General features: G+C 45.4%; 28 protein-coding genes. 20 read left to right on the top strand and 8 right to left on the bottom strand.

Features of this window, described 5'->3' with window-relative positions:
- The first annotated feature begins 104 nt into the window (after positions 1-104).
- The 4 genes from rpoE (at position 105) to B5D50_RS03045 (ending at position 2,815) form a co-directional block, all read left to right on the top strand.
- Positions 105-680: an RNA polymerase sigma factor RpoE gene (rpoE, locus tag B5D50_RS03060; RefSeq protein ID WP_078921099.1), complete on the top strand. Its 576-nt coding sequence runs from the start codon at positions 105-107 to the stop codon at positions 678-680.
- Between the two features lie 36 nt (positions 681-716).
- Entirely contained in the window at positions 717-1,301 is a 585-nt protein-coding gene (locus B5D50_RS03055; protein WP_078921098.1) for a sigma-E factor negative regulatory protein, read from the top strand.
- On the top strand, positions 1,291-2,256 hold the full coding sequence (locus B5D50_RS03050) for a MucB/RseB C-terminal domain-containing protein (protein ID WP_159448558.1): 966 nt from the start codon (positions 1,291-1,293) through the stop codon (positions 2,254-2,256). The genes B5D50_RS03055 and B5D50_RS03050 overlap by 11 nt, the downstream gene beginning before the upstream one ends.
- Positions 2,257-2,320: 64 nt before the next feature.
- Complete coding sequence (locus B5D50_RS03045) at positions 2,321-2,815, top strand: SoxR reducing system RseC family protein (RefSeq protein WP_159448557.1); 495 nt, start codon at positions 2,321-2,323, stop codon at positions 2,813-2,815.
- 59 nt (positions 2,816-2,874) lie between these two features.
- On the opposite strand, the gene B5D50_RS03040 is transcribed toward B5D50_RS03045, so the two are convergent.
- Positions 2,875-3,219: a DMT family protein gene (locus tag B5D50_RS03040; RefSeq protein ID WP_078921095.1), complete on the bottom strand. Its 345-nt coding sequence runs from the start codon at positions 3,217-3,219 to the stop codon at positions 2,875-2,877.
- 110 nt (positions 3,220-3,329) lie between these two features.
- Positions 3,330-3,608 carry a hypothetical protein gene (locus tag B5D50_RS03035; protein WP_078921094.1) on the bottom strand — a complete coding sequence of 93 codons (279 nt, stop codon included), beginning with the start codon at positions 3,606-3,608 and terminating at the stop codon, positions 3,330-3,332.
- Positions 3,609-3,830: 222 nt separating this feature from the next.
- Here B5D50_RS03035 and glmU point away from each other — a divergent pair, with 222 nt between their 5' ends.
- The 3 genes from glmU (at position 3,831) to B5D50_RS03020 (ending at position 9,013) form a co-directional block, all read left to right on the top strand.
- The gene (gene glmU, locus B5D50_RS03030) at positions 3,831-5,201 is read left to right on the top strand and encodes a bifunctional UDP-N-acetylglucosamine diphosphorylase/glucosamine-1-phosphate N-acetyltransferase GlmU (protein WP_078921093.1); all 1,371 of its coding nucleotides are present in this window, start codon (positions 3,831-3,833) and stop codon (positions 5,199-5,201) included.
- On the top strand, positions 5,201-7,036 hold the full coding sequence (gene glmS, locus B5D50_RS03025; RefSeq protein ID WP_078921092.1) for a glutamine--fructose-6-phosphate transaminase (isomerizing): 1,836 nt from the start codon (positions 5,201-5,203) through the stop codon (positions 7,034-7,036). The genes glmU and glmS overlap by 1 nt, the downstream gene beginning before the upstream one ends.
- Before the next feature lie 123 nt (positions 7,037-7,159).
- A complete protein-coding gene (locus B5D50_RS03020) occupies positions 7,160-9,013 on the top strand; it encodes a SulP family inorganic anion transporter (protein ID WP_078921091.1) in 1,854 nt (617 codons plus the stop codon).
- Between the two features lie 60 nt (positions 9,014-9,073).
- Here B5D50_RS03020 and moaC read toward each other — a convergent pair whose 3' ends face one another.
- From moaC to B5D50_RS03005, 3 genes are all read right to left on the bottom strand, one after another.
- Positions 9,074-9,559: a cyclic pyranopterin monophosphate synthase MoaC gene (gene moaC / locus B5D50_RS03015; RefSeq protein WP_078921090.1), complete on the bottom strand. Its 486-nt coding sequence runs from the start codon at positions 9,557-9,559 to the stop codon at positions 9,074-9,076.
- Between the two features lie 64 nt (positions 9,560-9,623).
- Positions 9,624-11,096, bottom strand: coding sequence for a S41 family peptidase (locus B5D50_RS03010; protein WP_078921089.1), 1,473 nt, complete (start codon positions 11,094-11,096; stop codon positions 9,624-9,626).
- Positions 11,097-11,225: 129 nt separating this feature from the next.
- On the bottom strand, positions 11,226-12,551 hold the full coding sequence (locus B5D50_RS03005; protein WP_078921088.1) for a peptidoglycan DD-metalloendopeptidase family protein: 1,326 nt from the start codon (positions 12,549-12,551) through the stop codon (positions 11,226-11,228).
- Between the two features lie 289 nt (positions 12,552-12,840).
- On the opposite strand from B5D50_RS03005, the gene B5D50_RS03000 reads away from it, so the two are divergent.
- From B5D50_RS03000 to gshB, 7 genes are all read left to right on the top strand, one after another.
- Positions 12,841-13,134: an ArsR/SmtB family transcription factor gene (locus B5D50_RS03000; RefSeq protein WP_200807021.1), complete on the top strand. Its 294-nt coding sequence runs from the start codon at positions 12,841-12,843 to the stop codon at positions 13,132-13,134.
- A 103-nt stretch (positions 13,135-13,237) separates the two neighbouring features.
- Positions 13,238-13,651 carry a rhodanese-like domain-containing protein gene (locus tag B5D50_RS02995; RefSeq protein WP_078921086.1) on the top strand — a complete coding sequence of 138 codons (414 nt, stop codon included), beginning with the start codon at positions 13,238-13,240 and terminating at the stop codon, positions 13,649-13,651.
- 10 nt (positions 13,652-13,661) lie between these two features.
- A complete protein-coding gene (gene grxC, locus B5D50_RS02990; protein WP_078921263.1) occupies positions 13,662-13,919 on the top strand; it encodes a glutaredoxin 3 in 258 nt (85 codons plus the stop codon).
- Between the two features lies 1 nt (position 13,920).
- Positions 13,921-14,346, top strand: coding sequence for a thioredoxin TrxC (gene trxC, locus B5D50_RS02985; RefSeq protein WP_078921085.1), 426 nt, complete (start codon positions 13,921-13,923; stop codon positions 14,344-14,346).
- 74 nt (positions 14,347-14,420) lie between these two features.
- A complete protein-coding gene (gene secB, locus B5D50_RS02980) occupies positions 14,421-14,897 on the top strand; it encodes a protein-export chaperone SecB (protein ID WP_078921084.1) in 477 nt (158 codons plus the stop codon).
- Complete coding sequence (locus B5D50_RS02975) at positions 14,897-15,904, top strand: NAD(P)H-dependent glycerol-3-phosphate dehydrogenase (protein WP_078921083.1); 1,008 nt, start codon at positions 14,897-14,899, stop codon at positions 15,902-15,904. The genes secB and B5D50_RS02975 overlap by 1 nt, the downstream gene beginning before the upstream one ends.
- Positions 15,905-15,911: 7 nt before the next feature.
- Positions 15,912-16,871, top strand: a complete 960-nt coding sequence (gene gshB / locus B5D50_RS02970; protein ID WP_078921082.1) for a glutathione synthase — start codon at positions 15,912-15,914, stop codon at positions 16,869-16,871.
- A 3-nt stretch (positions 16,872-16,874) separates the two neighbouring features.
- Here gshB and B5D50_RS02965 read toward each other — a convergent pair whose 3' ends face one another.
- Entirely contained in the window at positions 16,875-17,114 is a 240-nt protein-coding gene (locus B5D50_RS02965) for an HP1242/YdcH family protein (RefSeq protein ID WP_078921081.1), read from the bottom strand.
- Between the two features lie 167 nt (positions 17,115-17,281).
- Here B5D50_RS02965 and B5D50_RS02960 point away from each other — a divergent pair, with 167 nt between their 5' ends.
- Both B5D50_RS02960 and B5D50_RS20585 read left to right on the top strand, forming a co-directional pair.
- The gene (locus B5D50_RS02960; protein ID WP_078921262.1) at positions 17,282-17,698 is read left to right on the top strand and encodes an OsmC family protein; all 417 of its coding nucleotides are present in this window, start codon (positions 17,282-17,284) and stop codon (positions 17,696-17,698) included.
- Between the two features lie 480 nt (positions 17,699-18,178).
- Complete coding sequence (locus B5D50_RS20585) at positions 18,179-19,126, top strand: C40 family peptidase (protein ID WP_234975784.1); 948 nt, start codon at positions 18,179-18,181, stop codon at positions 19,124-19,126.
- Between the two features lie 95 nt (positions 19,127-19,221).
- Here the strand turns inward: B5D50_RS20585 and B5D50_RS02950 are convergent, their stop codons facing one another.
- The gene (locus B5D50_RS02950; RefSeq protein WP_078921080.1) at positions 19,222-19,488 is read right to left on the bottom strand and encodes a hypothetical protein; all 267 of its coding nucleotides are present in this window, start codon (positions 19,486-19,488) and stop codon (positions 19,222-19,224) included.
- A gap of 229 nt (positions 19,489-19,717) precedes the next feature.
- Here B5D50_RS02950 and B5D50_RS02945 point away from each other — a divergent pair, with 229 nt between their 5' ends.
- The 4 genes from B5D50_RS02945 (at position 19,718) to B5D50_RS02930 (ending at position 22,928) form a co-directional block, all read left to right on the top strand.
- Positions 19,718-20,137 (top strand): rubrerythrin family protein, encoded by a 420-nt coding sequence (locus B5D50_RS02945; protein WP_078921079.1) that lies wholly within the window; start codon positions 19,718-19,720, stop codon positions 20,135-20,137.
- 89 nt (positions 20,138-20,226) lie between these two features.
- Complete coding sequence (locus tag B5D50_RS02940; protein ID WP_078921078.1) at positions 20,227-21,567, top strand: (Fe-S)-binding protein; 1,341 nt, start codon at positions 20,227-20,229, stop codon at positions 21,565-21,567.
- Between the two features lie 17 nt (positions 21,568-21,584).
- A complete protein-coding gene (locus B5D50_RS02935; RefSeq protein WP_078921077.1) occupies positions 21,585-22,166 on the top strand; it encodes a DUF3501 family protein in 582 nt (193 codons plus the stop codon).
- 3 nt (positions 22,167-22,169) lie between these two features.
- The gene (locus B5D50_RS02930) at positions 22,170-22,928 is read left to right on the top strand and encodes a DUF3050 domain-containing protein (RefSeq protein ID WP_078921076.1); all 759 of its coding nucleotides are present in this window, start codon (positions 22,170-22,172) and stop codon (positions 22,926-22,928) included.
- Between the two features lie 22 nt (positions 22,929-22,950).
- Here B5D50_RS02930 and ispB read toward each other — a convergent pair whose 3' ends face one another.
- Positions 22,951-23,919 carry an octaprenyl diphosphate synthase gene (gene ispB / locus B5D50_RS02925; protein ID WP_078921075.1) on the bottom strand — a complete coding sequence of 323 codons (969 nt, stop codon included), beginning with the start codon at positions 23,917-23,919 and terminating at the stop codon, positions 22,951-22,953.
- Positions 23,920-24,041 lie beyond the last annotated feature (122 nt).

The following is a 24,041-nucleotide window of genomic DNA, read 5'->3' as shown; positions in this document are numbered from 1 at the left end:
AAACTGATTAGTGGTTGAAAATATTCTATTCTTATCGCACACACTGTAGCATATAACGCTTTCGGAAATGACCGAAACACATTAACCGTAGGAGTAATGCCCGTATGGGCACGAGTTTAACTGATCTTGAGTTAGTACAGCGTGTGCAGGCTGGTGATAAAAAATCCTTTGATGTTTTGGTCTTAAAGTATCAACACAAAGTGATTAATTTGGTCATGCGCTATATGCACGACCCAGATACCGCACAGGATGTCGCTCAGGAATCTTTTATTAAAGCGTATCGAGGCTTAAAAAATTTTCGTGGCGAATCAGCTTTTTATACATGGTTGTATCGAATTGCAATTAATACGGCTAAAAATCATTTAGTATCACAAGGTCGGCGTGCACCGACTAATGATATTGATGCAGATGAGGCGGAACAATTTGAAGGTGAGTCCGCTCTAAAGGAATACGCTACACCAGAAAATGAAATGCTGCGCGATGAAATCCAAACGATGGTCAGTCAGGCAATTGATGCTTTGCCAGATGATTTACGGACTGCGATTGTGCTGCGCGAGCTAGAAGGAATGAGCTATGAGGAAATAGCTGAGGCAATGGATTGCCCGATCGGTACTGTGCGCTCGCGGATTTTCCGTGCGCGTGAGTCAATTGATAAAGTTTTGCAGCCCTTATTGCGATAAGTAGTCTAAGGTGGGTAAAACTCAGGTAAACATATTATGAATGCTAGTAAAGAAGAATTTTTATCAGCCCTTCTTGATGATGAGGCGGGTAAGTTTGAGCAGCGTCGTCTGTTGGACGAACTCTCAAAAGATGCAGAATTGGGGAATACTTTTAGCCGTTATGCATTAATCGGCGAAGTGATGCGCGCTAAAACTAAGCCTGTCGTGGCCAGTAAGGATTTTTTGGCGAATATTCATGCAGGTTTAGCCGATGAGCCTGTCTATGATGAGAAGGTCGTTGATTTAGCTGATCGTCAGGCCAAGATTCCACTACGATCCGGTGTTAGTTATCCTGCTTATGTGAAGTTTGGGGTGGCGGCAGCAGTGGTTGCGGTCGTCGGGGGCGGGTTACTTATGCAATCATCCTATCGCCCCAATGAAACAGCAACGATAGCAGCTGCGCCCATCCAACCAGCAGCTTTAGTGCAATTAGCTCAAACTCAGCCGATTCGTTCAGTCAATCAACTGGATCCACAAAGTCGTGATGTTTTGAAGCAGTATGTGGCGCAGCATGTGAAATATGCCTCGACGACTGCGATTGTTCCTTCGGTCAGGGCCGTCTCTTACTCGAATGATTACTAAACATAAGATTAAGTTATTCATAGCAACCCTCAGTTTGCCCTTGCTATGGACACCGATTGGCGTGGCAGCGGATGCTTTAGCGCTACTAGAGCGCATGCAGTCGGCGGTTTACGATTTGGATTACACGGGGCAATTGGTGTATTCAAAGGGGGATGAATTATCGACTTATCGGATTACCCATCAAGCAGGTCAAGAGCAAGAGAGTGTGGTACGCCTCAATCAAGGTGATGGAGAACGGGGCAATCCCGTTGAAAGTTTTTCCTTATCCAAATTTGGAAATCCGTATGCCTCGGGTACAGATGCCTATTCATTTGATTTAGGAGGGCTAACTCGAGTCGCTGAGCATGATTGCCAAGTCGTGGTTGTTCGTCCTAAAGATAAAATGCGCTATCTGCAACGCTATTGCATTGAGCCTAGAACTGGCATGCTCTTAAAGTATTCACTGATGGACCGTGAGCAACAAGTGCTTGAACAACTGATGTTTACGCAATTGTCGATGGACATTAACACTAACCTTGTCCCCAATGAAGCGCTAAATCTGGCAAGTGCTGCAGTAATGCCAAGGCCAGTGGCGGCAGTGGATAAGCCGATTGCTAGAGCGGCTAAAACGCATCCAGCTCCTGCCACCGAAGAAGTCGAGGCTGCAATTGACCCTAATCATATTGGTGATTGGCGGTTTGAGAATCTACCCGCAGGCTTTAAGGTCGTGAAAGTTATCCCTCAGGCAGCGAATAATAACGTTCATCAGATTGTACTATCAGATGGGGTTGCGGCTGTGTCAGTATTCATAGCCTCAGCCACCGCCGCTAAAAATATAGATCAATTATCTTATGCTAACGGTGCGACCCATATTTTGGGTTTAGAACTTGCTGGGCATATGATTACTTTTGTCGGTGAAGTGCCTGAATCTACCTTACAGGCAATTCAGAAAGGCTTAAGGTATGTTGCCCGATAATAGGCTGGAAAGGTCAAAAAATGATCTAATAATCATAAACAATAACCGGCGAAGGCTAGACACCATGATTGAACAAACTGCAAAAGTCGTGAGCACACAACATGGTCATGCATGGGTATTACCTTTAAATTTAACGAATTGTAATACCTGTTCCAATAAAACTGGCTTAGGTTGCTCGAATGCCTTGAGTTTTTTAACTAGCTCTAAGGCAAAATCCGAGCCTATTTATGTGCAAAATCCCTTACATGCTAAGCCGGGCGAGGCAGTCGTCATTGGTACGCAGGGTAATACTTTAGTGATGTATTCGCTATTGGCTTATCTGCTGCCACTGGTTAGTATGTTAGTGTTTGCTATTTTAGGTGGGCAAGTTTTTCAAGTACTGAATCTTCCCCATGAAGCAGGCGCTACGTTAGCGGGGGTCGCTGGTTTGATTAGTGGCTTTAAAGTGGCAAATTGGTTAGCAAAACGTATGCATCATGCGAATGAAACGATGCATCCTGTGATTCTGCGCCATACCGAGCATTATATTTATCCAGCGAATACCGTATCCCAAGCTTAAGTGCTTAGGCAGCCTAATTGGCAGGCTGCCTAAGTCAACTCTTCCAAGCATTGTGTCTGCTATTTCCCTCTGAACATAAAATACACTGCACCCACTAGACATAAGCCAGCCCATAAATAATCGAGCTTGAGCGGTTCACGCATATAAAAATACGCAAAAGGGACAAATAAAGTCAGAGTAATCACCTCTTGAATCACTTTCAGTTGTCCGAGGCTTAAGACTGTATAGCCAATCCGATTGGCTGGAACTTGTAACAGATATTCAAATAAGGCAATGCCCCAACTCACTAAAGCCGCAATGAGCCACGGCTTATTGTTGAGTTCTTTTAAATGGGCATACCATGCAAAGGTCATGAAAATATTGCTACATAGCAACAGACCTATCGAGACCAATACCGGATTCATAAAACGCGCTCTTGACTAAAAGCGCGTTACTATAAAATTAGTGTTTTAGGGAGGCAAGCCGTGCTCAGCAGGGATACTGAGCACGGCACTTGTCTCCACGGTGCAGACCATTAAAGTGCACAGCTGCGCTTCCCTACACAAGGTAAATTACCACGATGTGCACCAACGACATTGGCTAGGCTTTTTAAACGACGTTCGCCATAGGCATCACCTTGAGTGCGACGTTCGGCAGCGAGTCGATTTAAGCGAGCGATTTTAATGCCTAGTTCTTGAGCAATCGCAGCACAGGGTTTATAACTGGCGGCTTGTGCAGCAGGCGTGGCTAATAAACTAAGAGCGAATAAACTGGCTAGGCTAGTACCTACCGTTTTTTTATAATTAAGGATCATTTTGAACTCCATGTTCTACAGTTTAATTCCAGGTGATTTTGTAGTGATCACTTGATAGAGTTTAATAAGCGACAAGCTGTTGTGTTTGAGCAACTGATGAATGGTCAAATTTTTGCTTTAAGAGTAGGAATTTATTAGGTTTCTGCAGCAAACACGCTAAAATGCCCGCATTCAACTTAAAACTTATTTATTTTAAAATTTATTGATCCTCACTAAACCATCATGATCCAAGTATTTCCTATTATTCTCGCGGCGGGTCAAGGCACGCGGATGCGCTCTGATTTACCTAAAGTTCTACATCCTGTGGCTGGTAAGCCGATGTTGCAACATGTTATCGACACTTGCCAAAATTTAACTAATGACCGTTTAGCAGTGGTTTATGGACATGGAGGCGAACAGGTCAAGCAAGTTATTCAAGGGGAGCGTATTGTTTGGGTATTCCAAGCAAAACAACTCGGTACCGGGCATGCCGTCGCACAGGCTATTGATTTAGCCCCTGATGAGGCGATTGTATTGGTTGCTTACGCCGACACACCCTTGATCCGTGCTGAAACCTTGCAAAATTTAGTGAATAGTTTAGAGCCTGCCGCTTTGAGTGTATTAACCAGCAAGCCCGCTAATCCTACAGGTTATGGACGGATTGTGCGGGATGAGCATGGGGCGGTTAAATGTATCGTTGAAGAAAAAGATGCGGATGCAGTCCAAAAAACCATCCAAGAAATCAATACAGGTTTTATGGCGGCGAAGGCGCTGGATTTTAAGCGTTGGCTAAAACAACTGACACCCAATAATGCACAAGGTGAATACTATTTAACGGATTGTATCCAGCTTGCAGTACAAGAACAGTTGACGGTGAATGCAGTGTTATGTGCTGACCCGATGGAAGCTGAGGGGATCAATGATCGAGTGCAGCTAGCGCGCTTAGAGCGAATTGCTCAACAGCAGCAAGTGAAAGCCTTAATGCTCGGCGGGGTAACCGTGGCTGATCCTGCCCGCCTAGACATTCGCGGGCAAGTTAAAGCAGGCAAAGACTGCTTTATTGATCTGAATGTGTTGCTACTTGGTGCAGTTGAGCTTGGGGATCGCGTCATTATTGAGCCAAACTGTGTGATTCAGGATGCGATTATTGGTAGTGGTGCACATATTAAGGCGAATTCCTGTATCGAAGGGGCTGTTGTTGGGCAGGATTGTGAGATAGGTCCGTTTGCTCGCTTACGCCCGGGCACCCTGCTTGCGGAGCAAGCTAAGATTGGTAATTTCGTGGAAACCAAAAAAGCTAAAATTGGTAAAGGCAGTAAGGTTAGCCATTTAAGCTATATCGGCGATACGGAGATGGGCGAAGCGGTGAATATTGGTGCAGGTACGATTACCTGTAACTATGACGGTGTGAATAAGTTTAAAACAAAAATTGGTGATCGAGTGTTCGTCGGTTCATGTAGCCAATTGGTTGCCCCCGTCACGATTGAAGATGATGCGACCATTGGTGCTGGCTCGACGATTACTAAGACCGCCCCTGCCGGGCAGTTGACCTTGGCAAGAGCCAAGCAAATGAGTGTTAAAGGCTGGCAACGCCCAGTCAAGGAGCAAAAATAATGTGTGGTATTGTCGGTGCAGTTGCACAACGCCCTGTTTCTGAGATCCTGTTAGAAGGTTTGCGGCGTTTAGAATACCGTGGCTATGATTCTGCTGGGGTAGCCTTGATTACTCAAGGCAGTAAGCTTAAGCGTGTTCGCTCCTTGGGCAAAGTGGCGGCCTTAACTGAAAAATTAGCCTATGAACCGATTGAGGGCAAAGTCGGCATTGCCCACACCCGTTGGGCGACGCATGGTAAACCCGCTGAGTATAATGCCCATCCTCATTTTAGTGGTGAAGATTTGGCTCTAGTGCATAATGGCATTATTGAAAATTATGTCGAGTTACGCGAACGCTTAGGTGAATTAGGTTATACCTTTAGCTCTGAAACTGATACGGAAGTTGCCACGCATCTGCTTGATTATCATGTGAAAAAATCAGCAAGCTTGTTAAAGGGTATGCTCAGTGCACGCCAAGAGTTCACGGGTGCTTATGCTTTAGCCGCTGTCTGCGCAGATGAGCCGAATACCGTCGTGATTGCTCGCCAAGGTAGCCCGTTGATTATTGGTGTGGGGATCGGTGAAAACTTTATTGGTTCTGATGTGCAGGCTATGTTACCTGTCACTAATCGTTTCATTTATCTAGAAAATGGGGATGTTGCCCGAGTGACTCTGCATAAAATCGAAATTTTTGATGCAGCAGGGAAAGCGGTAGAGCGTCCAATTCGAGAGTCGAAGCTCGGAGATAGCTCCATCGACTTAGGTGAATATCGTCACTATATGCTCAAGGAAATTTTTGAGCAGCCTAAAGCGATTACGGCGACTTTAGAGGGGCGGTTAGCACAGCATCAGGTTTTGTCGTGTTTAAGCGGCCTAAACCCTATGGCGGTATTAGCACAAGTTGAAGAAATTCAAATCATTGCTTGTGGCACGAGTTATCACGCGGGGTTAATTGGGCGGCATTGGATTGAAACCTACACCGATATTCCTTGTCATGTTGAAGTGGCCAGTGAGTATCGTTATCGCCGTCAACCCAAGCGCAAGAACCTCTTACTGATTACCATTTCGCAGTCGGGCGAAACAGCAGATACTTTAGCCGCTTTAGAGAAGGTGAAGCAGTCACAAGCCTGCTTAGCCTCTTTGACGATTTGCAATGTGATGGAAAGCTCGCTCACTCGTGAGTCGGACCTGAGTTTAATGACGATGGCCGGGCCAGAAATTGGGGTGGCCTCTACCAAAGCGTTTACGACGCAATTGGTTGCTCTGCAATTATTGTTAGCCGCTTTAATTCAAGCCCAGCAAGGTGAAACCCCCGTTAGTCGTCAGTTAGTCGCCGATTTGGCGCAATTGCCACAGTTAGTACAGCAGGTCTTGGCTTTGAACCCTGTGATTGAAACTTTGGCAGAGCGCTTTGTGGAAAAACATCATGCTTTGTTTTTAGGGCGCGGTGAACAATATCCAGTGGCCTTAGAGGGGGCTTTAAAGCTCAAGGAAATTTCGTATATTCATGCTGAGGCTTATCCAGCTGGTGAGTTAAAACATGGGCCGTTGGCTTTAGTCGATAGCGAAATGCCTATTATTGCAGTAGCACCGAATACGGCTTTATTAGAGAAGTTAAAGTCTAATTTAGAAGAGGTTCGTGCGCGTGGGGGTGAGTTGTATGTGTTTGCTTGTAAAACTGCGAATTTAGTACCGAACGAACAAATGCATGTACTGGAATTACCACCTGTCCCTGATTTATTAGCGCCGATTGTATATACCATACCTTTGCAATTACTGGCTTATCATGTGGCTATTCTTAAAGGTACGGATGTGGATAAGCCGCGTAATTTAGCGAAATCAGTGACAGTGGAGTAGGTTAGCCCTATCTCTTCTTGGTAATGAATCGGTTTTGTGCATTGCATTATGATGTGAGCTTTTGGCAATGGCTGGCTAAGTCTAGTCATTAATGTGCTTAGCGTGCTAAGAGGAACATCTTAGATGAGTGATTGGCTAGCTACTTTGCTCAGTAGTTGGAAAGAGCGTTTTACCCCTTTTATGGAATGGATTGGGGAGTTAAAAAATCCAGCAACTTTGCGAGCTGACGCTCTAGCGGGTTTAACCGTGGCTTTAGTGCTGATTCCTCAGTCGATGGCTTATGCTCAATTAGCGGGTTTGCCAGCTTATATTGGTTTATATGCCTCTTTCTTGCCCGTGATGATTGGCGCATTATTTGGCTCTTCACGACAATTAGGGACTGGGCCGGTGGCGATTGTATCCCTGATGTCTGCTGCCGCGATGCAGCCTTATATGGGGCAAGGGATTGAAACCATTGTTGTCTATTCAGCTGTCTTGGCATTGATGGTCGGTGTATTCCAAATCAGTTTAGGCTTATTAAAGCTTGGGGTCTTGGTCGACTTTTTATCACATCCCGTCGTGATCGGTTTTACGAATGCGGGTGCTTTGATCATCGGTAGTTCACAAGTACCCAAGCTATTTGGTTTAGACGTAAAAGCAGATCAATTTGAGCATTATTATGAGTTTCTCTGGGGCATGCTGATAGCTTTGCCTAAGACGCAAATCATTACCCTGCTCATGGCGGTTATTGCTTTAGGGATGTTATTGACTTTACGCAAGTATTTCCCTCGTCAACCTAGCGTCTTGATTACTGTCGTGGTTACAACTTTGCTGTCATGGGCCTTAGGGTATCAGGCTGCTGGGGGGAGTGTGGTGGGTAATATTCCTCAAGGTTTGCCGAGCTTTAGTATTCCAAGTGTGTCAATGAGCCTACAAACCTTGATGTCCTTAGCGACAACCGCCATGATTATTGGTTTATTGGGGTTTGTCGAAGCTATTTCGATAGCCAAAGCAATGGCTGCTCAAACGCGCCAACGCCTCTCCGCTAATCAAGAGTTAGTTGGGCAGGGTTTAGCGAATATTTCTTCCGGGCTATTTAGTGGTTATGCTGTTTCAGGTTCTTTTTCGCGTTCAGCGGTGAATTTTGCAGCAGGTGCAGTCACAGGCTTTTCCTCCGTAGTCACGGGTATCTTGGTTGCGATTACCTTATTGTTCTTAACCCCGCTCCTCTTTCATTTGCCGCAAGCCACTTTAGCCGCAGTGATTATTATGGCAGTGCTGAATTTATTAAAATTTGCCCCGATCAAACATGCATGGAAAGTGGAAAGGCATGATGGAATCGTCGCGGTTGTAACCTTCTGTGCGACTTTGGCCTTTGCCCCACATTTAGATAAAGGTATTTTCTTAGGGGTTGTTTTATCCCTAGGCTTATTCCTGTATCGAACCATGAGCCCGCGCTTTGTAGAAGTCGCTCGGCATGCGGATGGCTCGATGCGCGATGCGGAGCGTCATCACTTGAAAACCAGTGAAACAGTAGCTGTTTACCGCTTTGATGGCGATTTATATTTTGCTAATACCGGCTATTTAGAAGGTAAATTACTGAATGCGATTGCTCACAAGCCCAAGCTCAAAGTGCTGGTATTAGATATGGAGTCGGTTGATCAAGTGGACTCGACCGGTGAAGAGATGCTGCATAAGTTGGCAGATCGCTTACGTTTTAACGGGATTTGGTTTTATCTAGCGCGGACTAAATTGCCAGTCTATGAAGCTTTCCAACGTTCGGGTTTAGCTCAGCAAATTGGTGAAGATCGTTTTTTCCGCGAGCGTACTCAAGCTGTTAAAGATGCTAAAAAGCATTTAGATGACGCGATTGATATTGAGCCTTTGTTAAAGTATGCCTCCGCCGAAGCCACGCAAGAATCGCAGCCATTGACGGTGGCTAAAACAGAGCCAGACATAGGGATCTCAAATCCTAATGCTAAGCCACTCGTGATTTAAAGCTCATGATTTAAGTTAGGTAGAGCGAGCGTAGTCGTTAGGTTGATTCTATTTTAAGGGTTACGGGTTTTGGGTCTGCCAAATACCCGATTTGCCACCCGATTTATGAATTAAGCGTATATCTGTCATGCACATTCCGCGATCAACCGCTTTACACATATCATAAATCGTGAGCAAACTGACTTGCACGGCGGTCAGGGCTTCCATTTCTACCCCGGTTTGCCCCTGCGTTTCTACGGTAACTTGGCAAAGAACGGCAGGCACTTGCTCTGCTGAGGTTAGCTCTAGCTTAACTTCAACATGAGTTAGGGCTAAAGGGTGGCATAAAGGAATGAGGTCGGCGGTACGCTTACTGGCCATAATTCCTGCAATCCGTGCAATCCCGAGTACATCCCCTTTTTTGTGATTGCCTTGTTGAATCAAGGCGAGGGTAGAGGCTTGCATGGTAATCTTACCACTAGCAATAGCGCGCCGATGAGTGATGGCTTTTTCACCCACATTCACCATGTGAGCTTCGCCTTGTGGATTAAAATGTGTCAGTGGCATAGAGCGTTACAGAGCCTTATTAAGGCTTAGCCTCTTTCTAGCTGAAAGAGGCTAAGCTTAGCGATTATAGCGGTTTACTGTCAGTGGCAGAGGTTGTAGCAGCGGGGGCTGGGCGCGTTTTATTCAACACTAGATCCATGCCCTTGAGGATATTGAGTGCCTCAAATAGCTGATAATCTTCTGCGGCTAAGGATTTATCTTTAGCTTCGCCTTTCTTCACAATCGCTGCGGCAGAATCATTTTCTGTAGGGACAGCAGGGGCTGTGCCACTAATGGGTTCTGCGGATTCTGGAGCTGATTCATCAGGTTTAGTTGGGGTAGCCGCCTCTTCGGGTTTCTTGTTCGGGTTACTTAAATGCTTATTGAAATCCGCTTCAGATAAAGGTGCAATATCTTCTTCAGCCGCTTGATCATCCGCCGTCACTTTTAATGGCTTAACATCAATATCAGGCTTAATGCCCTCGGCTTGAATGGAGCGTCCTGCTGGGGTGAAATAACGCGCAGTGGTTAATTTCAGGGCGGTTTTCTCATCTAAAGGCAAGACTGTTTGGACTGAGCCTTTGCCGAAGGTTTTTTGCCCGACAATCAAGGCACGCTGATGATCTTGCAAGGCGCCGGCGACGATTTCGGAGGCAGATGCAGAGCCTTGGTTAACCAAAACGACAATAGGAGCACCATCTAATTCGTCGCCCGTTGTGGCGGTATATTCCATTTTCGCATCTTCAACGCGACCTTCGGTATAGACAATTTTACCATCATTTAAGAAGGCATCAGAAACACCTACCGCAGCATTTAATACGCCACCGGGATTGTTTCTTAAATCTAAAACAATGCCGCGTAGATTTTGTTTATTTTCCGCTTTCAACTTATGGATGGCTTCTATTAAAGCATCGGTGGTCTTTGCTTGGAAGCTTGAAATCCGCACATAGCCATAGCCTGCTTCTAGAAGACGGCTTTTTACGCTCTGAACTTTGATCACATCGCGAGTTAAGGTGACTTTAAACGGCTTATCTTTGCCTTCACGGACAATGAGCAAATCAATTTTCGTACCGGGCTTGCCCCGCATTAATTTAACGGCATCATTTAAAGTTAGGCCTTTAACCGGAGCTTCATCGAGGCGAATGATGAGATCACCGGCCATTAAGCCAGCTTTTTGAGCAGGTGTATCATCAATCGGTGAAATGACTTTGACAAAGCCATCTTCCATACCGACTTCAATGCCTAAGCCGCCAAATTCACCACTGGTACCAACTTGCAGCTCTTTAAACGATTCTTCATCTAAATAATCGGAATGTGGATCAAGGCCCGTCAACATGCCACGAATAGCATTATTGATCATTTCCTTGCTATCGGGGGTTTCGACGTAATCTTGCTTTACCCGTGCGTAAACTTCAGTGAATTTTTGTAACTGCTCAAGGGGTAGTTCAGTGTCATTCGGGGTTTGTTTAAAAGCAAACACATTGAGGCTCAAGCTAGCGGTGACGCCGACTAAAGCTCCTGCGAGCACACCGACTGCAAGGCGATGATTGGGATGCATGCTATTCTTCTCCAGGCTTGATGAAGCCATTTTCTTTAAATATATATTGTGCATTGGCCCCGGAATCGAGCAATTTGACCCTGATCGAGAGGCACTGATTTCAGGTAAGTGCAGGCTAATTCTAGCCTATTAGCGTAACCATTGCGCAGGATTTTGTAGCGCTCTGCCTCGACGAACTTCAAAGTAGAGTGCATTCTGCTCTTGGCCACCTGAGCTGCCCACGGCCGCTATAACATCACCTGCATTCACCACCTCGCCAACTTGTTTATAGTTAGCGCGGTTGTAGGCATACAATGTCATATAGTTACGATCATGTTCAATAATTGTTAAAAAACCGTAACCATCCATTTGCCCCACATAGGCGATTTTGCCGCGTGCTACCGCCCGTACTTTAGATCCACCTTGTGCAGCAATCACCATACCTTGCCAATTTTGCTTTTCATTCCGCTGACTCCCATAAGCATGCAGGACTTGCCCATTGACGGGCGCAGGTAGGCGGCCTTTTAAGGTTGAAAAGGCTTTATTCGAGGTGAATTCACTGGTGACGGCTTCAGCGGGTGGTTTAGTCGGTTTCTGTGCCAGCTCAGTCATCGCGGGTTCTGCCGCTTGCGTAGGGGGCTTAACAGCAGCGGTAGCCACGGGTTTAGCGGCTTTGGGTTCAACAGGTTTCGGTTCAACAGGCTCTGGTGAACTCGTACTTTTTTCTTGCTCAGCACGAGCCGCTAATTCATCAAATTTAGTCTGTAATTTAGCTTCTTGGATACGGAGACGCTCAACTTGATTTTGTTTAATACGAATTTCATTGTTTAAGCGCTGTAACACGTCTTCACGTAAAGCAATCGTACTTTGGAGGGCTTGTTTTTGCCCAGTTAAGTTGTTCTCTAGCTCGGTGAGCTGCAAGCGATCTTTTTCCATCTGATGAGTCAGGCTACGAATTTTTTCAATGGAGCTGTTAATCGTGGTGATTTTTTTACTGCGATGCTGATTCAAATATTCAAAATAACGCAAGGTGCGACTAATATCAGAGGGATTGTCTTGGCGTAATAATAAACGAAGATAGGATTGATCCCCTGCTGTATACATTGCTACCAATTGCTGAGCTAAGGCAGCCCGCTCAGTTTCGACATCGACCTCTAGGCTTTCTTTTTGTTTATTAGCGGTTTGCAAGCGATTGAGCAAGGCTTCAATTTTTTGCTCGTTACTATAAACAGTTTTATCAATATCGCTGATCTTTTTCTCCATCTGATTGACTTCATCATGTAGATTGTCAGATTGCTGTTGCTGATGGTCAATTTGTGTGGTTAGGCGATCGATCTCACGGGTCACTGTGTTGGTTTCAAGGCTTTGCCCCCAACTGCTAGTCCCGTTAATGTAGAGTAAAACCACCAGCGTGTAGCTTAAAGCTGAGCTGCGTTTCTTGTGAGCCAACAGGGTGAGATTCGCGTGGGATTTCATGATTCAAATCAGCTTTAGGGTTCAGATAAAATCAGCGGTTACAAGGCTTAAGCTAGGAATTGATCATAGGTAGCTCAGTTCTGCTTGTCCAGCCTTGAATCGACTAGCGCTTTTTGAGTATATGATTCTATTTGTGTATGCTAATATACATATCATTAGAGCACTTTAATAGTTGCTGTTAAACCTTAAGAATTTAGCTGTTATCGCCTCAGGTGGGTGGGTCAATGTTATGCAAATGGAACTAAGAGAAAGTATAAGTTTGGACAATAGTTGTGATATTACTAGCACCATGCTAGCCCGTGATGAGGATATTGATCGTGCTTCACGCTCTTTAAAGGCTATTTCCCATCCATTGCGCTTAAAAATTCTGTGTGTGTTGGGTAATCAAGAGGTCAATGTACAGGATATTGTTGATAGTGTGGGGACTTCACAAAGCAATATTTCCCAACATTTAGCGATTCTGCGTGATAAAGGTATCCTCACTTCCCGCAAAGATGCGAATCGTGTCTATTATAAAGTAGGGGATTATCGGACTTTGCGCCTGATCAGTATGATGCAGGAAGTCTTCTGTCCTTCGCATTAAGCACACTGATAAACTTAAGCTAACTGCGCAAAGCACTTTACCCTTTGCGCACATCTGTATATCTTAAGCTCCACTTTCTGGAGGACTTCAATTGAACGAATATATGGCATTTGTCCAGAACCATTCTTTATTGGTGATGGGCTTTGTGGGTGTGTTAGGACTGATTATCTGGACTGAATTTAATCGTATGACCCGCAAATACAAGCAAGTGGATGTGAATCAAGCCGTCAAGCTAATGAACCATGATGACTCGATGGTCTTAGATGTCCGTGAAGATGGTGAAGTGCGTGAAGGCAAAATCCAAGGCGCGAAGCATATTCCTTTAGGGCAGTTGAATAATCGAATTGCTGAGCTTGAAAAAAGTAAAGATAAGCCTATCTTGGTGTACTGTCGTTCAGGTAATCGTTCTTCACATGCATGTGCGACGTTAACTAAGCACGGCTTTGCCAATGTAACGAATCTCGCTGGTGGCTTTACGGCTTGGCAGTCGGCTAATTTACCGGTTGTAAAAAGGTAGGGTCATGGTGATGCCTGTGGTTAAACTCTATGGGACACGGTTTTGCCCGTATTGTGTGAGAGCACGTCTATTGCTGAATAAAAAGCAAATAGAGTTTGAAGATTTGCCCGTCGGTGGTTCAGGCATTTCTTGGGCTGAGTTAGAGCAGATGACAGGGCGTGATACAGTACCTCAGATCTATATTGGGGAGCTGCATGTCGGGGGCTATGATGATTTAGCGGCGTTAAATCGTTCTGGCGAACTGGATAAATTATTAGGGTTGGTGTGATATGCATATTGTTTGTCCGCATTGCCATAAGACAAATCGTGTACCAGCAGAAAAATTAGTCAGTGATCCACATTGTGGTGCTTGTAGTAAACCCTTATTCACAGGGCATCCTGTAGAGTTCAATTTTGCTAGTTTGCAGCGCCATATCCAAAAGAGTGAATTACCTTTGCTGGTTGATTTCTGGGCGCCTTGGTGTGGTCCTTGCCGAATGATGGCACCGGCTTTCGCTGAGGCAGCGGCTAAATTAGAGCCTAAGGTTCGGTTGGCCAAAGTCAACACGGAAGAGGATGAGCAAGCAGGTAGGATCTATGGCATTCGTAGCATTCCAACCATGATATTATTTAGTGGTGGGCAAGAGCATGCACGAGTGTCTGGGGCTATGAATACGCAGCAAATTCAACATTGGGTTCAGCAAAGCCTAGCCTAAACTTGATTGGCATTCATAACGAGTGGCATTAACAAAAGCGATGTTTAAAGCATTTTAAGGAGTCAAAGTCTGTCATGGCTGAGCAAGATAACCAACAAGAACCGCAGTTCATTATTCAGCGTATTTATATTAAGGATGTGTCCTTTGAAGCGCCCAATTCACCACAAGTCTTCACTGAAGAGTGGAATCCAGATACCAATTTGGATTTGAATACGAATGTTAATGTCCTCGCCAATAGTAACTATGAAGTTGAACTGGCTTTAACGATTACCGTCAGTAGTAACAGCAAAACGGCTTTTTTAGTCGAAGTCAAGCAAGCGGGTGTCTTCTTTATTAGTGGTTATAGCCAAGAGCAGTTGAACCACTTATTAGCGGCCTATTGCCCCAATACTTTATTCCCGTATGCGCGGGAAGTGATTGCAGGGATGGTCTCTAAAGGCAGTTTCCCTGAAATGCATTTGTCACCGATTAATTTTGATGCTTTGTACGCCAAGCGCTTACAGGAGCAGACCGCTAGCTCAGCGCCTGCAACTGATGCCGTGGTTGCGTAGTGAGAGCTGATTTGCCCTCGATTGCGGTGTATGGCGCAGGCTCTTGGGGGACTGCGCTCGCCCTACAGCTAGCACGCAATGAGCATGCGGTAGGGCTATGGGATATTGATGCTGAGCACATTCGCCACATCCAGCAAGCACGGGTGAATCATCGTTATTTGCCCAATATTGCCTTTCCCGACCAGCTACAGGCTGAGCCTGAGTTAGCACGGGTAGCTCAACAGGCACATTGGCATTTAGTGGTCGTACCTAGTCATGGTTTTCGTAGCTTACTCTTGCAGCTCAAGGATTTAATCCCCAATACTGCCAGTATTTGTTGGGCAACCAAGGGGCTTGAGTTAAATACGGGCAAATTATTGCATGAAGTCATGAATGAGGTTTTGCCTGATTTTAGTCAGTATGCGGTGGTTTCAGGCCCTACCTTTGCCCTCGAAGTCGCTAAAGGTTTACCGACGGCGATGACCGTAGCGGCGACTCACCCCGCATTGGCTCAGCAAATTGCGGCTGCTTTTCATGGCAAAAATTATCGAGTTTATACCAGTGATGATATTGTCGGGGTGGAGCTAGGCGGTGCAGTTAAAAATGTTTTAGCGATTGCTGCCGGAATTTCAGATGGTTTAGGGTTCGGTGCCAATGCACGAGCTGCTTTGATTACACGAGGTTTAGCTGAAATGATGCGTTTGAGCCTGCATCTGCAAGCTAAGCCCGAAACCTTAATGGGTTTGGCGGGTTTGGGCGATTTAGTCTTAACTTGTACCGATGATCAATCGCGTAATCGCCGTTTGGGTTTGGCGTTAGGGCAGGGGCAAGATTTGCAAACGGCCTTGGCCGCAATCGGTCAAGCGGTTGAGGGCGCTAAATCCGCGCATTCTATTGGTAAGTTGGCCGAGCGTGCCGGGGTGGAAATGCCGATTTGCCAGCAAGTGACTCGGATTCTCTATGAAGGTTTGCCACCTCGGCAGGCCGTACAAGAATTAATTAGCCGTGATTTAAAAGCTGAATTTTGAGGTGAGTATGCCGACTAAACCCCGCACACTTGGGATCGTGATGGATCCTATCGCTACGATTAATATTAAAAAAGATAGTAGCTTCGCTATGTTGTTAGAAGCTCAGCGGCGCGGTTGGTCTTTGTTTTATATGCTGCAAACCGACCTTTTTGCAGATAATGGAGTGTGCTTTGCACGCATGCAGCCGCTGCAAGTGCAGGATGATCCCCAAGGTTGGTTCACTTTAGGCGAACCCATCACGCAAGCCTTACACCAGTTAGATTGTTTGCTCATGCGTAAAGATCCACCTTTTAATATGGAGTATATCTATACCACGTATTTATTAGAGCTGGCTCAACGCAAGGGCTTATTAGTCGTCAATCGCCCTGATAGCATTCGGACTGCTAATGAAAAACTCTTTACAGCTTGGTTTCCAGAGTTTTGCCCTCCTACACGTGTCACGGCTGATATGCAGCGTATCCGAGAGTTTTTAGCAGAGCAGGGGCATATTGTCGTGAAACCCTTGGATGGTATGGGTGGCTCGATGATTTTTCAGCTTCGCCAAGACGATCCCAATCGCAATGTGATTCTGGAAACGATAACCGATTACGGGCGGCGTACCGTGATGGCACAACGGTTTTTACCAGAGTTTAAGCAAGGTGATAAACGCATTCTAGTCATTGATGGCTTGCCTTTTCCCTATGGTTTAGCGCGGATTCCGGCGGAGGGTGAAAGCCGAGGCAATTTAGCAGCGGGTGCTACCGGAGTCGGATCACCCTTAACGGTACGTGAGCAGGAAATTTGTGCCGCGATTGGGCCGGTATTAAAAACAATGGGTTTGCTGTTTGTTGGTTTAGATGTGATCGGCGATTATGTGACTGAAATCAATGTCACTAGCCCGACCTGTATTCGGGAATTAGATAAAATTTATAATGCAAATATCGCCGCTTTATTATTAGCGGCGATTGAGCAACGCTTACCAGCTTAAGCTTTAATGCTGATTAATCATCGCTAGTAGTTGATCTTTAAGATAAAGGCGCTGCTTCTTTAAGTTCTCTACCGTCTCATCCGAGGGAGTCTCTATCCCTTGTTGAATTCGATGAATTTCGTGTTCAAGCTCATCGTATTGAGTAAACAAGCGCGCAAAATGATGATTTTCCATTTTCAATTGATGAATTCGCTCTTTATGCTCTGGAAACTCATGTAGTAAATCGTGCGATTCTCCAAACATTCTAATTTTCCTTCTGTTTATCAGTATGACTGCTGTTTAACTATTTATCGGGCTTAAACATAGCACACCCGCGCTTTGCTTAGTGTGAGAAAAGTCAAGCGAGTCTGCCTAGCCATCGTATAGCGAGTATGTTTAGAATGCTATTTTTAAGTAATAGTGAGCACGGCATGAAAGCACGGGTGAAATGGCTGGATCATATGAGCTTTGTTGGTGAGTCTGGGAGTGGGCATTCAGTGGTAATGGATGGTGCTCCAGAAGCCGGTGGGCGGAATCTGGGAGTGCGGCCGATGGAAATGCTGTTGTTAGGTTTAGGTGGCTGTGCCTCATTTGATGTGGTGATGATTTTACAAAAATCACGGCAAGTGATCAGTGATTGTGAAGTCTTATTAACAGCAGAGCGTGCGAGTACCGATCCTAAAGTTTTTACGCGAATTCATCTGCACTTCATCGTAAAAGGGCATAATTTGGCGCTCGAAAAAGTTGAGCGGGCAGTCAAGCTCTCTGCAGAAAAATATTGCTCGGCTTCGATGATGTTGGGTAAAACTGCTGAAATTACCCATGAGTTTGAGGTCATTGAAGCTTAAGTTTTGTGCAAAAAACGTGCATATTACTGGAATTAACTTGCCTAATAAGCTTGAGTTCTGCATAGTGGGTTGCTACTAGGAGTAGGGGAAAAAATAATCATTACCGCGACTGGGCTTGCTAATAAAATTTATTGTGATTTTAGTGAAGTTTTAATCAGTTTAGTGATGTACTAAAAAAATCTATCTATACTCAAACGATATAGCTTGTTAATGATTAGCCGTCTGTTTGGAGTTAAAAAAGGGCGTTAGTTATCAGCTAAATGAGGGTAGTGTGTAAACACTAAATATTAGTAAGTGTTAATATTTTAATAATGAATTAATTTCACTCAAAAATACTGAATTTTTGACTTTTTATGGAAATAAATCACAAATTTTGTTAGTTTCATTTTCGAGGAAGTCAGTAGGTTTGAGTATGTATCGGGATTGGTACATAATCCTGAGTGAAATGGATTTCGATGATCATTGTATCCGAGGGAATTCATGAATAAGAGTAGTAGCCTTAGGGGAGTTTCGGTTTGTTCATTAGGTTTGTCAGCAGCCATTTTAGGCGGTTGTGCGGCAACACCAGATCATAAACCGACTGTTCAAGCAAGCGTTGTCAGTAACAGTAATACCTCCTACACAATTAAGAAAGCATCGATCCGTACACCGAGTTCAAGTCACTCTACACAAAGCGCTCGACGCGAAGTCAATCGACAAGCCCATCGTCAAATTCAAGCGTATCAAAATACCGATACCGTTAGCCGAAGAACAGTGGCTGTTGGTTTGACACGCGAGCAATACCGTGCACGGTTTGAGGCGGAGAAGGCAGCGCGGATAGCAGAGGCTTTGCGTCTCCAGCAAGCTAAGGCAGAGGCTGAAGAGCGTCAACGTATCACGAGAGAAAATGCGATTCGTGAGGAATATGCGCAAAAATGGGAAGCGAATAAAGCCGCCATCAGAGCGCGTCAAGCTAAAGCTAAAGCCAAGCGTGTTCGCCAGCAAGCTGAAGTCAAGGTGAAGCAAGCACAAGCGCAGTTTATGGTGAAAAAAGTTGAGAATGTGATCAGAACAGCCTCTAACCAAATCGGCACACCTTATGTTTGGGGGGGGAAGACACCGGGTAAAGGGTTTGATTGTAGTGGTTTAGTCCAGCATTCTCTTGCACAAGGCGCTAATGTACGAGTTCCGCGTACTGCCGCTGAGCAATACGCAGCTTCAGTTAAAGTAGCGAGTGGAAGTGCCAGTCGGGGTGATTTGGTCTTCTTCAGAACCCGTGGGAGTAGCGTCAGCCATGTGGGTATTTATTTAGGCAATGGCAAGTTCTTACATGCCCCGCGTAAAGGCAAAACAGTCACAGTCAGCACCATTAGTGGGTATTGGCAGGATCGGTTGATCGGTTTTGGCCGTATTCCGGGGGCTTGCAAATTACCAGTGCCGATGGTTTAAGGTCTATTCTAGTTATTCTGACACTAAAGGCCGTTATTTAATTGCGGCTTTTAGTGTTTTGACTCTTCTTGACGCTTGCTTAATCAGTTAGTTAATTAATAAGTATTAGTAATTGCAGGTTGACTACTTGGGCTAGGATCGCTGGTTTGTGGTGGCGCATTGGGTGTAATGGCTGCGTCAGGAGCGGCTGAGTTAGTGCTTGTGGTGGACGGTTCATCGGCTGATTCAGTGGCTGAGTCGCTAGCTGCAGTCGCGGCAGGATTCGTGTGAGTAGGTGTCGGTAGTTCAACGGCAGGGCGGCTTGCCATCAAAGCAAAAAAACCAATCGCTGCGAGTGTATAAAGCGTGCTAGGTAAACTCATGGTTATTTCCTCTTTTAAGCATTTAATTTTTGATGCAGCTGAGTATAGGGCATCGGCCTTGACTTGCTAGGCTTCTGCCGAAAATTTCATGTATTCGCCCTAGGTTTCGATTTATTCGATAAATATGTTCAAAATATACGATTGGACATAAACACTGTACTTGGTTAAATTAGTCTCAGGTCTATAATTTATAAGTTTGATTTGTTAACCCAAAGAAGAGGAGTCAAAGATGGATCTGAAAGGAAGTCAAACTGAGCAAAGTTTAAAGGATGCTTTTGCTGGTGAGTCACAGGCAAATCGCCGTTATTTGTATTTTGCAGCAAAAGCCGATGTGGAAGGTTACAACGATGTCGCAGTTGTTTTTCGTTCTACCGCTGAAGGTGAAACAGGGCATGCTCATGGTCATTTAGAATATTTGGAAGCGTCTGGTGATCCTGCAACAGGTCTACCGATTGGTGGGACTGCAGATAACCTGCGTTCCGCTGTGGCTGGTGAAACCCACGAATACTCTGATATGTACCCTGGTATGGCAAAAACCGCTCGTGAAGAAGGTTTCGACGAGATCGCTGACTGGTTTGAAACTTTAGCTAAAGCTGAGCGCTCACACGCAAATCGTTTCCAAAAAGCTTTAGATAACTTAGACGCTTAAGCGTTTATTGCACCTCCCGCGACCGCAAAATCCTCCCCCTATACTCGGGGGAGGTTTAGTCTCAGTGCCTATCTTACGGAGCAACTGCCATGGCAACCCCTAAACGTGAAGGCAGCCTTGAGGCTGCAACTCGTCATCCTCTCGATTGGAAAAATCCCGAATTTTACAATGAAGACGCGGTGCTCAAGGAAATGGAGCGGGTCTTCGATTTATGTCATGGGTGTCGGCGTTGTGTCAGTCTTTGTAATTCTTTTCCTACTTTGTTTGATTTAGTCGATAACTCTGCCTCTATGGAAGTGGACGGTGTAAAAAAAGAGGATTATTGGCAGGTGGTCGATCACTGTTATCTGTGTGATCTTTGTTATATGACTAAATGTCCGTATACACCCCCGCATGAATGGAATATTGATTTCCCCCATCTGATGTTGCGTGCTAAGGCAGTGCATTTTAAGCAAAATGGCGCGAGTATGCGCGATAAGCTATTAACTTCGACCGATTTAGTCGGGAGTCTAGCGGGTATTCCCGTGGTGTCTACCGTGGTCAATAGCTTGAATCAAAATGCTAGTTTTCGTAAAGGGTTAGCTAAAGTCGGTATTCATCCTAAGGCAATAGTGCCGGCCTATCATAGTAAGAGCGCCCGTCAACGACTTAAGTCAGAACAAACCCTAGACCCGAGTGTGGCAAGCCCCGCTGGACGGACGACTGGCAAAGCAGCGATTTTTACGACCTGTTATGGTAATCGAAATGCACCGGATACGGTCGCAGATTTATTGAAAGTTTTTGAGCACAATGAAATTCCAGTTTCATGGCTGGCTAAAGAGCAATGCTGCGGTATGCCCAAATTAGAGTTAGGTGATTTAGAGGCCGTGGCTGCTGCTAAAGCAGCGAATATCCCGCAGATGCTTGCCATGATTGAGCAAGGCTGGGATATTGTTGCGCCTATTCCTTCCTGCGTATTGATGTTCAAGCAAGAGCTACCTTTAATGTTCCCTGATGATGAGGATGTGAAAACAGTCAAACAGCGCATCTTTGATCCGTTTGAATATTTAATGCTGCGGCATAAAGAAGGCAAGCTAAACACTGAGTTCAAACAGTCTTTAGGCAAGGTGGCTTATCATACTGCCTGTCATTTACGGGTGCAGAATATCGGCTATAAAACTCGTGAGTTGCTCGAGTTAGTACCCGAAACCAAAGTTGAATTATTAGAGCGTTGCTCAGGTCATGACGGCACCTATGCGGTGAAGGCTGAGTTTCATGAGATTTCGATGAAAATTTGTCGCCCGATTGTTAATAAGGTGAAGCAGTCTAAACCGGATTATTATGGTAGTGATTGCCCAATGGCGGGTGAGCAAATCGAAAATGGTCTAGACGAAGCTGCACCCGCAGCGACCCATCCGCTGACGATGTTACGGATTGCTTACGGACTTTAGCTAAAGAGGATGAGGGAATGAATAAACTTACACGTGCTGATCTGATGAGTCTTGAGCGCTACTCGGAGCAGCGTCAAGCATTTCGGTCAAAGGTCATGGCGCATAAACTACCGCGCCAAATAGCCATCGGCCCAAATGCTAGTTTGTATTTTGAAGACCGCTTAACTATTCAATATCAAATTCAAGAAATGCTCAGGGTAGAACGTATTTTTGAAGCCGCAGGGATTGAAGAGGAACTTGAGGCTTATAATCCGTTGATCCCTGATGGTTCTAATTGGAAGGCGACCTTGATGCTGGAGTTTCCTAATCCAGAAGAGCGTAAACTGTGGTTATCTAAGCTCTTAGGTCTTGAGCGGCAAACTTGGGTGCAGGTAGACGGTTTTGAGCCAGTTTTTGCGATTGCCAATGAAGATTTGCCCCGCGAAACGACTGAGAAGACGGCGGCTGTGCATTTTATGCGTTTTGAGCTGAGTGCGACTGAAGTGACTGCACTTAAAGGCGGTGCTGCCCTCAGTATGGGGATTCAGCATCCCAACTATCACTATAGTACGGTGCTTGCAGCAGCCTCCCAACAAGCATTAGTGGCGGATTTAGATTAGTTTATGCGTCAAGTGATTACCCAAGCGACTCTCGATGAGTTCGCAGCCCAGTTAGCCGATCATCCGATTTATTCAGCACTGACCAGCTTAGACGATTTGCAGTGCTTCATGGAGCACCATATTTATTCTGTATGGGATTTCATGTCCTTAATCAAGTATTTGCAAGCAGCGGTTGCACCAACGACGGTGCCTTGGCTGCCACAAGGTGATAGTTCGATTCGGCGTTTCATTAATGAACTAGTGCTTGAAGAGGAATCTGATCAACTCCCTGATGGCAATTACTCTAGTCATGTAGAGCTGTATTTGCGTGCGATGACAGAGGTAGGGGCTAATACTCAGCCCTTTCGGCACTTTTTAGCCACTGTTGAGCTAACTGGGGTGGATACTGCTCTTGAGCTTGCTACCGTGCCTGCTCCTTCTAGGGTATTTAGTCAGCAGACCTTTGCTTTTCTGAGTAGCCAACAAGCTCATCAGGTGGCAGCTGCTCTAGCCCTAGGCCGCGAGCATATCATTCCGATGATGTTTCGTTCCTTGTTAGCAAAGATGCAAGTGTCAGAAAAAGATGCACCTAGTTTTCACTTCTATCTAAATCGTCATGTGCACTTGGATGAGGACTTTCATGCGCCTTTATCGTTACGCTTATTGGATAGTTTATGTGCAGGTGACGCTGTAAAAACCCAACAAGCCATTCAAGCGGCTCAGCAAGCAGTTCAAGCCCGCTTGCAATTTTGGGATGGCGTATTGGCAGCACTTAAATCTTGAAACTTGGCTGGGAATGAGTGGTTTAATGACTACGATTCGTTGAGAACCAAGCCAAGGCTTCAAGTGCTTCCCGATGGGCACTAGCAGGCAGATAGTTTAAATACTCAACTGCTAATTGAGCTTCACGTTGCGCTAATTGTGCCGTATAACCGAGCGCGTCAGTATCTTGAATCGCTTGGATGATTTTATCTAAATTATCCAAGCCACCATGCTCGATCGACTCGCGTAACATCTGTGCGGTCGTACCTGAGCTATGGCGCAATGCTACAATCAAGGGCAAGGTGGGTTTACCTTCTGCTAAATCATCCCCGACATTCTTCCCCATCGCTTCACTACTGGCGGTGTAATCGAGCATATCGTCTACGAGCTGGAAGGCTGTACCTAGATGCATACCATAGCGTGCCATCGCTTGTTCTGCTGCAGGGGATTGACCTGCAAGCACGGCGCCTAATTGACAAGCCGCTTCAAAAAGGCGAGCTGTTTTGGAGTGAATCACCTCCATATAACGCTCTTCAGTGGTATCAGGGTCATGGCAATTAAGGAGTTGTAAGACTTCACCTTCAGCGATGACATTGGTCGTGCTTGCAAGAATTTGCATGACACGCATACTGCCCACATCCACCATCATTTCAAATGAACGTGAATATAAGAAATCACCGACTAAAACGGCAGCTTGGTTACCCCAAACATTATTGGCAGTTTGTTTGCCTCGTCTGAGTGCTGATTCATCGACGACATCATCGTGTAGTAAAGTGGCAGTATGGATAAATTCAATAATCGCAGCCACATCCACATGACGATCCCCCGTATAGCCACAAGCACGGGCGCAAATCAGGGCTAGTAAAGGGCGCAAGCGTTTACCACCGCTATTAATAATATAGTGGCTCAGTTGATTGACCAAAGCGACCTCAGAGTGTAAACGCTGTTGAATAAGCGTGTTGACAGCACGCATATCGTCGGCGGTCAGCTGGAGTATTGTGGTAAAATCCATTATCAAGCAGCTAGCTGAAAGCACTGCATGCTAGAAACAGGTAGCGATTGTGTCAAGCAATAGTCGCTATCTATCTTGCTTTACTTAGATGAGATGGAATTCGTTTGACCTAAGAGGTCAAA

Source organism: Thiothrix eikelboomii, from assembly GCF_900167255.1.
Taxonomy (GTDB): domain Bacteria; phylum Pseudomonadota; class Gammaproteobacteria; order Thiotrichales; family Thiotrichaceae; genus Thiolinea; species Thiolinea eikelboomii.
The sequence above is the reverse complement of the archived record's forward strand: the minus strand, read 5'-3'. Positions and strand labels throughout refer to the sequence as shown.